Origin of the sequence: Niallia laureatilytica, from assembly GCF_046613985.1 — a bacterium.
Lineage (GTDB): Bacteria > Bacillota > Bacilli > Bacillales > Cytobacillaceae > Niallia.
In genome coordinates, this window is sequence record NZ_JBKKHP010000003.1 from 290,056 (window position 1) to 302,528 (window position 12,473).

Sequence of the window (12,473 nt, forward strand, 5' to 3'; positions counted from 1 at the left end):
TTATTGACCATATAAAAGGTCTTTAAAAATCTTAAAGGAAAAGGGGTTTTTCACTTGAATAAATGGATGACGCTATTAGGTGTTTCTGCATTGTCTGCAATGCTTCTTACTGGCTGCGGTAATAATGATGATCAAAGTCCGGCTCCGGAAGATGATACGACTGTAGAAGACACAGATACTACAGACAATAATATCATTCCAGACAATAACATCATTCCAGACGGTGACATGAATAACGGGACAGACAATAATCGTCTTAACAATGATGATGGTCTGAACAACAGAAATGGCGACAATGACAACAATGACAACAATGACAACAATGACAACAATGACAACAATATAGACAACGGTGATGATGGCTTTATCGATGACAACAATGACAATAATGACCGTAACACTGACAACGATCTTGATGCCGCTGAAGATGATAATGATCCTGGCGAAGACATGATTGAAGACCGTAAAGATCGCAATGACAAGGATGACAAAGATAGCTGATTTTAAAAAGGCAGTCTACAAATGTAGACTGCTTTTTTAGTCTGTATTTTTTTCTACAAAGAGCTGCTGTTTGCTGTGCATCAGTTCTTTAAACCTTTCAGACAGCACACGGCCTTCATAGCCGCTTTCAAGGAGATGATCAAGCAGCATCTCTGCATAATCCTTGCGATTCCTCATCAAGCTCCCTTGCAGCAGCACACTGATTGTGTCCGTAAATTTACTGACAGAATGGACAATGACTTCAAACGGTGCGGGGTCATTTTCCTTTTTAGAAATGACAGCATGTACTAGTAGCTTTTGTCCATCATTTAGCGCATTTTCAAAAAAAGAGTAATCTGTGTGAGCCATATATAATTCGATCAGCCAATTATGATGGTCATCCTCTTTATTGATAATTAATCCGTCTAAAATAGGTATTGCTGTTGCGTTCCCCCCTTGCAGCAGCTGAATGGAGATAAGTTTGAATGTCTTCACTAGAATGCCTCCCCCGAAAGTATCTTAGTTCCTTTTATTATAACGCAGATTGGTTCATGCTCCAATGCATGCATATATTGACTGTTTTGACAATTTTGATTTTGCTGCTGAATTATTATTGTTATTACTATATTAAGAAATTTTTTAGGATTTATACTGCTAAAGTGGTGGAGGAAAGGATAGAAACTTGTCATACTATCGTGCCTTTCGCAAATATGTGTCGAATGGCGGGGGAATATGCGATGGAAACCAACTATTATCCTAGTATAAATTCCTGTGCAAAAGGACTTTAGCACCTTAATAGTAGAAACTAACTATGATATTTTTATAGGGTATCGATATATTCAGAAAATAAAGAATTATCAGGAGGGGAGCCTTGATATGCAAAAAGGGAAGATTTTAATCTTTGTCATTATGCTGTTTATGTTATTTTCCAATAGCGTCTTAGCTGCTGGCATACCAAATAAGGTGGAAAGTACTAAGGGGAAGGACAACCAGCTTACAGTAAAAAAAATCAGCGGCAGTGATGTAAAGGAGAAATATAAAGACACAGATACTGTCCGGGTCGTAGTCGAGATGGCAACAGAGCCGACTGTCGATTATGCTCAGAAACAGGACAAGCAAGTAAAGGAGCTGCCTAAAGCAACGAAGAAGAAGCTGAAAGAAGATAAACTTGCAGAACAGAAGGAAGTCAAGGCGAAGGTAAAGCAGGAAAAAGTTAAATTTACAGAAAAGGAAAGCTTTACAACAATCTTCAACGGGTTTAGTGGTGAAATGAAATATGGTGACATTAAAACCGTGGAAGAGCTTCCGGAAGTGGCAAAAGTACATATCGTAAATTCATATGAAAGACCAGACGAAGAAACAGATATGGTATACAGCAAAGAGCTTGTTCAAGCCCAAGAAGCTTGGCGGGATTATGGTTATAAAGGAGAAGGAATGGTTGTCGGTGTCATTGATACTGGAATCGATCCAAATCATCGAGATATGATTTTGTCTGAAGGGACAGAAGGGGAACTAACGAAATCTGAGGTAGACAAAGCTAAAACGGATACTGGCCTACTAGGCAATTACTACACAGAAAAGGTTCCGTATGGCTACAATTATATGGATGAAAACAATATTATCCAGGATGTTGCCGAAGGGGCAAGCATGCATGGTATGCATGTAGCTGGAACTGTCGGTGCGAATGGTGATGAAGAAAATGGCGGGATTAAGGGAATTGCTCCAGAGGCTCAAGTGCTTGCACTTAAAGTTTTCGGAAATGACCCTAATATGCAGTCCACATGGGGTGATATCTATATTAAAGCAATCGATGATGCAATCATACTTGGTGCAGATGTCATTAACATGAGCTTAGGATCCACAGCTGGGTTCGTAGCAGAGGATTCTCCAGAACAGCAGGCAATCAGCAAGGCTGTTAATAACGGCATTCTTATGTCCATTTCAGCAGGAAACTCTGCACATTTAGGCAGCGGCTTTGCAAACCCGCAAAGCTCTAATCCGGACATCGGCGTGTCTGGTTCACCAGGCTTGGCCTATGACAGTGTCCAAGTAGCTTCTGTTGAAAATAATTTTATGAAATTGGATGGCTTGAATTATACAATTGGTGATGAAAATGGACAAGCAGCCTTCTTATCAGCTGGCAGTGTCCATCCCAATGATTTAGAGCAGAAGGACTTCGAGCTTTCTTATGCAGGGCTTGGAAAGCCAGAAAACTTTAACAGTGATGTTAAAGGGAAGTACGCGCTTATTCAAAGGGGAGAAATAGGATTTGTGGATAAGGCAATAAATGCCCAGAATGCTGGTGCTGCTGGAGTAATCATCTACAACAATACAGATGGATTTGTCAGTATGGCAAGTGACCCAGCTATTAAAATTCCGCAACTGTTCCTTCAGAAAACAGATGGAGATAAATTAGCAGCTGTCTTGGAGCAGAATGAAACAGTGTCTATTAATTTTGATGGCAGCCAAGTGACAGCAGCTAATCCTGAAGCCGGCAAAATGAGTGCCTTTACTTCATGGGGATTAACACCAAATCTTGATTTCAAACCAGAAATCACCGCACCTGGTGGTCAGATTTATTCTACATTAGAAAACAATCAATATGGGGTGATGAGTGGTACTTCCATGGCAGCACCGCATGTATCAGGCGGATCTGCCTTAATATTGGAAAGAGTGGACAGTGAATTTGGGGCAACAGGCTTTGATCGTGTCCGCATTGCCAAGAATTTGCTGATGAATACCTCTGAGCCTGTAACGGATATCGGTACAGTAAACAGCGCATTTGAATGGGATATTCCTTATTCACCGCGGAGACAGGGAGCAGGCTTAATGCAGCTTCATTCTGCCCTGCAATCGCCAGTCATCGTAACGGAAAATAAAACGGATGAGGCAAAGGTATCCTTAAAAGAGGTAGGCAATACATTCAGCTTTACCTTAAAGGCGGAAAACTTTAGCGATAAAGCAGTTTCATATGACATTACTGCGAATCTACAAACGGATTTTGCAGCATATGGAGAGCTAGGCTATAGTGCAGATGTTCTTGAAGCACAGGAAATTCTTGATGCGAGCATCTTGATTGACGGCAAAAAAGAGAAAACAGTGAAAATCGGGGCAAACAAAAGCAAAAAAATTAAAGTTACTGTCGATTTGAGCAAAGCAAAGGTAGTTGAACCATCCTTAACTGGAGACTTTGAAACACCTGTCGCGATTGATCAAGTGTTTGAAAACGGCTATTTTGCTGAAGGCTTTGTAACATTCACAGACCCGACAGACATGAATGCAGACTTGAATGTCCCTTATGTAGGCTTTAAAGGGGATTGGAACAAGGCTCCTATTCTTGACGGAATGAAATATGATACAGAGTCTTTCTATGGCATGAGTGGAGCAGTAACTACAGATGGAGAAGATTTCTCCTACTTAGGTTATGATCCTGTAAACGATAAATATACGAAGGAAGGCATTGCATTTTCACCTAATGGAGATGGTATTCAGGAAGATATCATTCCAGTGCTTTCATTCCTGCGCAATGCAAAAACCGCCGAGTTCTCTATTGTAGACAAAAACGGGAAAACAGTGCGTACCCTTCTTACAGAGGAAGAAGTGACAAAGGATTATTATGACAGCGGCAACGGAACATCCTACAAGCTCGACAGCGATTGGGCATGGGATGGAAAAGTGAACAATAAGCTAGTGGATGGTCAATACTACTATCGTATCAGCGCTACGATTGATTATCCTGGTGCTAAACCGCAAATTGTTGATATCCCAGTGAAGGTCGACACGAAATCTCCATCTGTTAAAGCAGAGCTGACAGAAAATAATAAAGTGCTTGCAGTAGCTGCTTCAGATGATAAGAACGGGTCTGGTATCGCATATGTAGATATTTTGAAAGATGGAAAGTCCCTTTTAGAAAAACCATTAAGTGCTGACAGTGAAAGTTATACATTGTCCAAAGCGTTAAATGCTGGTGAAAGTCTGACAGTTGTTGCTTATGATTATGCTGGAAATGCAGCAGAAACAAAGCTTACAGCAACAGATACTAAAAAGGATACAACCATCCCAGTTGTTTCTTTAAATGATCCAGAAGCGCTTGGTATTTTTAATACGTTAGAGGTGCCTTTCACAGGCACGATTAAAGATGAATCAGCAATTAAGGAACTAATCATTGCTGGGAAGACGATTCCAACAACGCTTAATCAAGAAACAGGAGAATATGAATTCAGCCAAAGCTTGCCTTTCAAGAGCGGTGTCCACGCTTTTGAAGTAAAGGCGGTAGACGCTGCAGATAATACGGCAGTCTTCAAAAGAACGATTATGGTTGATAATGAGAAGGCATCTCTGCAATTAAGTGGTTTGCCAATAAACCGTATCGTAAAAGCAAACAAGAAAAGTGTAACAGTTGACGTTACAGCACGTGATAATTTTGATGAGCTGAAGCTTACCCTTAACAGCAGCCAGCTGTTTGCACAGAAATTTAAAGAGCCGTATGCAATGAGAAGTATAGAGAAAAAGCTTAAGAAGGTGGAGCTTATGCTTGAACCAGGCCTAAACGAATTCACTTTTGAAGCGATAGATCTTGGAGGTAATAAAACATCCAAGACAATCTATTTCTACAAGCTCGGAAAAACGGAGAAGCAATCAAGTAAAACAGTTGTTCCTGCTGATAAAGAATAGTTAGAAAAACCTAAAGGCCAATCAAATTGGTCTTTAGGTTTTTACTTTGGAAAACGATAAAACCCGGAGCTAGCGAGGCTCCGGGTTTTAGTGATTAAGAGAGGGATACAAGATCCTTCAGGTCATCTGTTGAAAGCTCTGTCAGCCAATTTTCATTTTGGATGATTTGGTCATTCAACGATTGTTTTTTCTCAAGCATAGCATCTATTTTTTCTTCCAATGTTCCTGTGCAGATCATCTTATGAACATGAACAAATTTTGTTTGTCCTATTCTGTATGCACGGTCTGTAGCCTGATTCTCTACAGCCGGATTCCACCAGCGGTCATAATGAATTACATGGTTTGCTGCAGTCAGGTTTAGTCCCGTTCCTCCAGCCTTTAAAGACAGGAGGAACACAGGGAACTCATTATTTTGGAATTGCTGTATCAGTGTATCCCTTGTGTTTTTCGGCACACTGCCATTCAAGAAAGGTACGTCCACCTTGTATTTCTTTTTGATCATTTCTTGAATCATATGACCCATCTCAATATATTGAGTGAAAATCAGGCAGCTTTCTCCTTGCTCTAGAATAGCATCAACAAGTTCGGCAAGTTTCTCCATTTTGGTGGAGCGGTCGATTAATTGAGCAGGATTTTCTTCCTTCAAATACAAGGCAGGATGGTTGCAAAGCTGCTTCAGCCTGCTTAGCATCTGTAATACGAGTCCTTTTCTTTCAAAGCCGGTCAGCTGCTCTATCCGCACAAATGTATCCGTAACAAGCTGTTCATAAAGGGCTGCCTGTTCAGGGGTTAAGCCGCAATATTCCTTCTGCTCAAGCTTATCAGGCAAGTTAAGGGCAACCTCTTCATCCTTTTTCGTTCTCCGCAACAGGAATGGACGAATGAGTGACTGAAGCCGTTCAATTCTTTCCTTTTTATTATCCTTTTCAATTGGAATGACAAACCGCTTTTGGAATTGCCCGATACTGCCAAGATACCCATGATTCGTGAAATCAAATATCGACCATAATTCATTGAGTCTGTTCTCCATTGGTGTGCCGGAAAGGGCGATATAATGTCGGCCTTTTAATTTACGGACAGCACGAGATTGCTTCGTCTGCGCATTCTTTATGTTCTGTGCCTCATCAATCGAGATGGAGCTCCATGTCACCTTTTCAAACTGATCAAAATCAATATGAGATAGACCATATGAAGTGAGAACAACATCATAATTCTGCAGCTCTTCAAGGAATTCCTCATCCTTCAAACGGTTTGATCCATAATGCAAATAGGTTTTGAGTGACGGTGCGAACCGTTCTATTTCCTTTTGCCAGTTCCCTAACACAGATGTAGGACAAATAATCAATGCTGGAGCATGATCCTCCCTGTCCGTCTCCTTCACTTTCAGCAAGTAGGAAATAAGCTGAACTGTTTTGCCGAGTCCCATATCATCTGCGAGAACCGCGCCAAATCCATACTTGCGTAAGAACAATAGCCAGCTCATGCCGAGAACCTGATAGTTTCTCAAATCTCCGAGAAACTTGCTTGGCACTTGCTCAAGGGGCAGATTTTTAACCTCCTTCAACTGGTGAATCATCGTTCTCCATTGCCTGTTAAGCTCAATCTGGATTTTCGCAAAAGCTTTAGGATTATCCAGTTCATCAGCAGATAAGTCATCCTGCTGATTTAGCTCCTGTTCAATTAAATCCCTCACATGCAAGCCTTCCTGCTCTGCTTTTTTCATGAGATCCTGAATTTGCTTAATAAAGGAGGGATCGAGCTTAATCCAGCGTCCTCTTATAAAGACAAGCCTCCGTTTTTCCTCTACCATTTGCTTAAATTCATCTTCAGACAAAGTCACACCATTCATGGAAAAGCGCCAATTATAATCAAGCATTGCCTGCAGGCCGACAAAAGATGGGCGGTGGCTAGTAGTCGCAACCTTAGCCTTCACTTTCATGCTGGCACTTTTCATCGCTTGCCACCATGATGGCAGCAGAATGTCAACTCCAAGGGCAAGCAATGTTTCACTCGCATCTGTAAGAAAAAGCCATGCTTCTTCTTCTGTCAGCTGATTTGTCAGCCCTTTTTTGCCGGCGAGCCATGGGAACAGGGAAATCCATCTGGCCTGCTCTTCTTCAATATAACCTTCGTATTCAAGCCACTTTGTTGGGATGCCCTGTTCTTCTAAATCAATGACATTATCAGGATTGCTTTTTGCTTTCAAGAATATGTCGATATTCCATGTTTCCGTTAAATCAGCAGGCTCCACAAGTTTTATTCCTAATGTGAAAGGGTATGGAGTACTTTTGAGTCCCATCCATTCTTGCCAAGTTTCCTCTGTGAAATAGGCAGCCAGACTGGCAGAGGAAATATTTGCATTCCGCAACGCATGGATTTTCTCTCCAAAGACCCGTTTGCTTTCTTCATGCTCATTTAAGTACTCATCCAATGAGTCATGGAACCATTTTTTGATAAAGGATAAATTGCTTGTTCCTTCCAGTTCTTCGTCCAATGTTTCTTCCCAGAAATAGTCATTGAACTCTTCTGTGACACGCTTAGGCAACGCCCATTGGAAGGTATCCTTTTCCCAATTGCGGAAGTCTGGAATCCACTCTTTATTTTGGATAGACTCATACAAGCTTGGCGCTGCTGACAAGCAAACCTGCGCAGTGTCATTCCAATCCCATTCCATAAACCGGTTGAACCGTTCATTGGCAAACAGGGTGACCAGTTGCCATGGAGTGAGAGCAATTCCTTCCGTGCCAGCGACAGTTTCAGCGTTCAAAAATGTACCATAAAAGCTTTCTTCATGATGCTGGAAGAGAAGATTCTTCCAATAGCTTGGATATAAGTAGTCGTGATCAGCCTCTCCAGTTAAGAAAAAGCCTTTATCTTGATAATAATGAACATTAATTTTTAAATAATTATTCTTCAGCATGTATCAATTTACCCTTTCTGCATTCTTCATGAAAGGCTCTTAAACGTTTCGTCCGATCAAGCGTCATCTTTAAGAACAGCTCAAATTGCTGCTGTTTTTTTAATTTTTTATAGATAGTCCGCAGCTTTTTCATTTGGCGGACAGCAATGCGGTAATGGTCTCTGCTTTTTTGATCAATATGTTCCTGGACAGAGCGGTGATACAGCGATAAGAGCAATGCTTGATCGTATTCCTGCAGTGTCTTAATTTGCTCTTTTGTCAGCATATCGATTCCGAGTCCCATATAGGTATATAAATCAATCCATTTATCAAACTGCTTCTGTTCATACAAGAAGTCTTCGTATTTCCTGTAGCTGTATGGCAAAGTTTGATTAAACAGCCGTTCTAAAATATCCATCCTGTTTTTAGCATGACAAAACGGAGTAGCTGCCCTGATGCTCATACTTGTGAATTCATGGCAGAATTCAAAGTCATTCTCCTGTTGGATATAAGCTTTTAAGGATTGGATAAAAGGCGTTAAATACAATTCTAGTCTGTTCCAATCTCGTTTACTGTTGAGAATGTCTAACCAATAGAGCATATATGGCATGATCTCTACCTGCAGTTCCTGAATGCTGTGAACTGCCTTTTCGTCTTCTCTTAGAAGGACTTGCAAATGGGTAGCAGCAACCTTCTCTGTGAAAACTGGAGATTCTATGCTTGTGAGCTTTTTCAGCTCATCAAGTCTCCATTGTTTTTTCGTGAACAAGTTGGTCCAAAGGATTCGATATATTTGAATACTCTCAAATTCAATCGTCTTATGGAGATGCAATATTTCCCCGCTGTCATCTTTTAGCTTTTCCAAAAAAAGATCAAAGGCGAAGGGAAAGGTGAAATTGGACAGCCTGTTTAAATACTCCTGCACTCCTTGGAGCAAATCCTGAAATATATGGCGGTAATAACGGTTGATTACTCCGTCCGCGTGATTATTTTCTTTGCTCATGGAAAGAAACAGCTTAAAGGTGATTACATGCCCAACTAAAAGGTATAAATACTTCCACTCATTTTGCTGAGGAGAGGAATTTTTTAATTTGCGCATATATATATAGTACATTTCAGATATAGCACTAGGCTTCCTGCTGCTTTCTCCAATAACAGACTGAAAGGTTTCAGTGAAGAAGTCGACCCATTCTTCATAATCCGGTTCTTTGTTTCCCGGTTTTTTCAACAGATCGCTTGCACGCATAAGCGGAAGGCTGCTTAAATCAACAGCAGCTTTTTGAGGCGGCTGTCTCCACTCTGAAAGCCAAGCTGATACTTTGCCTGCAGCTCCGAGCACAGAGAAAAACAAGGCAAGCTGATGCCTGCAGTATCCTTCAGCAAAGCAAGTGCAACTGCTCATAGAGATATCATCAATATGAAGCACAGCCTTTGCAGAATTTACATCTTGTATAACCCCAGTCACTGTTTCGTGATCAATCTTCACTTGTGAGACATAATTTTGCCGATATAGAAGCAGCCCTTTTTCGACAACTTTCTGCGTAAGGGGATCACTAGAATCGAGAGCTTCTTGAAAGTTCTTAGCACATTGGTTTAAATGCTCTAAATATTGTTCATGCAGCATAGTAAATCCCTCCAGAAATCAGCGAAACCAAACAATCATGAGAAGCTGATTCATAATATGATAATCAAGAACTTGGCGTTCGTTTCTAAAAAAAGTCCATTTAATAATTATAGCGTTTTTTTGCAGGAGATGGTAGGGAAGAGGCAGGAGAAATAACAATTGCATAAAAACAAACAAGACCAGCCTTTTATAGGCTGGTCTTTGCTTTCATTAGTATAAACGTTTAATACTGTTAAAATGCTTCTTGTAATAAGCGTTATCTAAGCTTGTCTTTCTGACACCGTCAGAATCTGCGTGAACGAACTGATTATTGCCGATATAGACGCCGACGTGAGAGATTCCTTCTTTGTATGTATCCTCAAAGAAGACTAAATCACCGACAGCAGGGACATCAACATAGAAGCTGCGGTCATAATAACCTTGTGCAGAAAGACGGCTAATGGAATCACCAGTTTTGTTAAACAAGTAGTAAATTAGTCCGCTGCAATCAAAACCAGCTGTTGTAGATCCTCCCCAAGCATATGGAATACCAATTAAACTGTTGGCTACCGAAACAATGCTTTTATTAGAAGAGCTGTTGTCAGAAATGAATTCTGGCTTGCTTGCTTCCTCTTTATCAGCAGAGCTGTTTGTTTCCGTTACATTTCCTGTTGAACCGGTAACCTTCAGCTTTTGGCCAGGGAAAATAAGATCAGATGTTAAATTATTCAACTGCTTTAGTTTCGCAACGGAAAGATTATAAGATGATGCTATTTTTCCTAATGTATCTCCGCTTTTGATGGTGTATGTACCTGTACTCACAGTTGATGAGTTGTTTAATGATGAGCCAGAACTTGATGAATTGTTGCTGCTGGAAGACCCAGAAGAAGATGGTCTTGATACAACAAGCACATCACCAGGATATATAATGGTAGAACTGATGTTATTCCATTGCTTCAATTCGCCTAACGTAATCGAGAACTTGTTTGCAATCTTAATCAATGAATCTCCGGAAACGATCTTATAAGTTTTTGTGCTTGAAGTTGTTGTCTGTTTGTTTGCAGTTGTTGTGCTGCTTGAAGATGAACCTGTGCCTGCCACATTCAGCTTCTGATTCACATAAATAAGATCAGAGGATAATTTATTATCAGATTTCAATTGCTTGACAGTAGTATTATACTTGTTCGCAATCTTGCTTAGAGTATCGCCTTTCTTAACTACATAAGTACTAGCTGACGCATGGACAGAAAAAGCAGTCGAAAGAATAGCGGCAGTAGCAAAGACTGTGACTTTTTTCTTCATTTTTTTACACTCACTCCCAAAAAAATATAATTATCTAAAACTATCTTATCATAACGCATCGGTCTATAGTACCCGTTTTCATAGAAAAATAGGGTCGAAGAAGCAAAAATAGGAAATTAATCATGGTTAATTTAGGGTCTATTAAACATATTACGGGGAATAGGAGGAAAAGTGTCTAAAATAAAAAAGACAGGCGCCAAATAGGGATTTCCTAATCGGTCAGCCTGTCATTATGCTCCTCTTGCCATCTGTCTATCTTCTCTTGAATATAATCTGTATATCGGCTATCCTTTACTAAGTGGAAAATAACAAGTGCTTCTTTCATATAATTGCTGGCAAGCTTGAAATTCTCCTGCTGCTCATAATTATAGCCGATATGATAGTGAAAATGGGCAAGTAAGTATAGGTTGTCCTTTTGAATAGCCCAATCGATACCTTCTTTACAATAGGAAATGGAAGACTCGTATTCATTCAAGTCTGTAAGTGCTTTGGCGATGTTGAAGTACAATCGGCTTTTAATTGTCTCATCCTGCAAATGAGGTATTTTTTGCAAATAGGATAAGGCCTTGTAATAAATCTGCAAGGATTCCTCTAGTAATCCTTCTTCATAGTGAAATATTCCTTTGCTGATAAAAATCTCAATCTCTTTTTCGGTGAAAATCTTTTCAAATGTTAAGGCGATGGCATCTTCAATCAACTCTAGAGCTTTAGGGAAATCCTTATCTACCTCATAGACATATATGGCCTTATGCCATAGAAGGATTTGATAATGCCTCTTATTGCGTGTAAACAGCGGGTTTTTCTCTTCCGCTTCAACGATTTGCTTGATTGTTTCATAGTCTGTATTTCGTCGGGCAGCTTTTAATTGTCTGCTTGTTTCGATAACGTAATCGAGTCTTGGAGTTGTGCCGATATCAAAGAAATAGTTCACGTCTATTCCTAACCTTTGTGAGATTAAGTACAATGTGGATGAAAGCGGCAGGACCTCTCCCTTCTCAATTTTACTAATTTGCGCTTGTGTGCAAATATTGTGGGAAAGTTCTTTTTGTGAAAGTCCTACCTGTTTTCGCAATTCCTTTATTTTCTCTCCAACAGCTGAAAAATCCAATTGATCACTCCCTAAAAATATTCCTAAAGTTATATTTTTGTGCGCATGCATGTAAAAAAGCCTAAAAAAAGAGCTATATCACTCGTTATCAGTCATAATCACGAATACATCTATTTATATAATATGATTTAATAGATTTTACCGCAATATATTAAGAATATTTTGCTATTTAAAGAAGTGCCCACCTACGCCTTCTTTAAAAGGAGAGCAAGATAAAATCTTAATTGAGCATACTTAATAGAACCTTATCGGTTTCTATTAAACCCCATTTATCTGTTTTACGAGTAGTCCTTTTATCTCCAATTTTCTGCCGTTTTCTTTATGAGAGCGGTCTTTTTTTATGTGAATTAATTCTCCCCCCATTTACTCTTCAAAGGTGCTGGTTCCATTCATTATTGCATGCTGCC

General features: G+C 40.0%; 7 protein-coding genes. 2 read left to right on the top strand and 5 right to left on the bottom strand.

Going from position 1 to position 12,473, the window contains the following annotated elements; genetic code table 11:
• Nucleotides 1–66 precede the first annotated feature (66 nt).
• A complete protein-coding gene (locus tag ACLIJJ_RS11140) occupies nt 67–501 on the top strand; it encodes a hypothetical protein (protein ID WP_411410883.1) in 435 nt (144 codons plus the stop codon).
• Nucleotides 502–537: 36 nt separating this feature from the next.
• Here ACLIJJ_RS11140 and ACLIJJ_RS11145 read toward each other — a convergent pair whose 3' ends face one another.
• The gene (locus tag ACLIJJ_RS11145) at nt 538–975 is read right to left on the bottom strand and encodes a YwpF-like family protein (protein WP_233315899.1); all 438 of its coding nucleotides are present in this window, start codon (nt 973–975) and stop codon (nt 538–540) included.
• 381 nt (nt 976–1,356) lie between these two features.
• Here ACLIJJ_RS11145 and ACLIJJ_RS11150 point away from each other — a divergent pair, with 381 nt between their 5' ends.
• The gene (locus tag ACLIJJ_RS11150) at nt 1,357–5,154 is read left to right on the top strand and encodes a S8 family serine peptidase (protein WP_411410884.1); all 3,798 of its coding nucleotides are present in this window, start codon (nt 1,357–1,359) and stop codon (nt 5,152–5,154) included.
• A 94-nt stretch (nt 5,155–5,248) separates the two neighbouring features.
• On the opposite strand, the gene ACLIJJ_RS11155 is transcribed toward ACLIJJ_RS11150, so the two are convergent.
• From ACLIJJ_RS11155 to ACLIJJ_RS11170, 4 genes are all read right to left on the bottom strand, one after another.
• On the bottom strand, nt 5,249–8,074 hold the full coding sequence (locus ACLIJJ_RS11155) for a DEAD/DEAH box helicase (protein ID WP_237942054.1): 2,826 nt from the start codon (nt 8,072–8,074) through the stop codon (nt 5,249–5,251).
• Entirely contained in the window at nt 8,061–9,677 is a 1,617-nt protein-coding gene (locus ACLIJJ_RS11160; protein ID WP_237942053.1) for an SWIM zinc finger family protein, read from the bottom strand. Before ACLIJJ_RS11160 ends, ACLIJJ_RS11155 begins: the two co-directional genes overlap by 14 nt.
• Before the next feature lie 210 nt (nt 9,678–9,887).
• Nucleotides 9,888–10,958 (bottom strand): C40 family peptidase, encoded by a 1,071-nt coding sequence (locus ACLIJJ_RS11165; RefSeq protein WP_233315895.1) that lies wholly within the window; start codon nt 10,956–10,958, stop codon nt 9,888–9,890.
• A 211-nt stretch (nt 10,959–11,169) separates the two neighbouring features.
• Nucleotides 11,170–12,066 (bottom strand): helix-turn-helix domain-containing protein, encoded by an 897-nt coding sequence (locus ACLIJJ_RS11170; protein ID WP_233315894.1) that lies wholly within the window; start codon nt 12,064–12,066, stop codon nt 11,170–11,172.
• Nucleotides 12,067–12,473: the final 407 nt, after the last annotated feature.

Excerpts from the sequence above, each read along its gene's own strand:
- ACLIJJ_RS11140 (WP_411410883.1), top strand. The coding sequence starts at position 67 with ATGACGCTATTAGGTGTTTCTGCATTGTCTGCAATGCTTCTTACTGGC.
- ACLIJJ_RS11150 (WP_411410884.1), top strand. The coding sequence starts at position 1,357 with ATGCAAAAAGGGAAGATTTTAATCTTTGTCATTATGCTGTTTATGTTA.
- ACLIJJ_RS11155 (WP_237942054.1), bottom strand. The coding sequence starts at position 8,074 with ATGCTGAAGAATAATTATTTAAAAATTAATGTTCATTATTATCAAGAT.
- ACLIJJ_RS11160 (WP_237942053.1), bottom strand. The coding sequence starts at position 9,677 with ATGCTGCATGAACAATATTTAGAGCATTTAAACCAATGTGCTAAGAAC.
- ACLIJJ_RS11165 (WP_233315895.1), bottom strand. The coding sequence starts at position 10,958 with ATGAAGAAAAAAGTCACAGTCTTTGCTACTGCCGCTATTCTTTCGACT.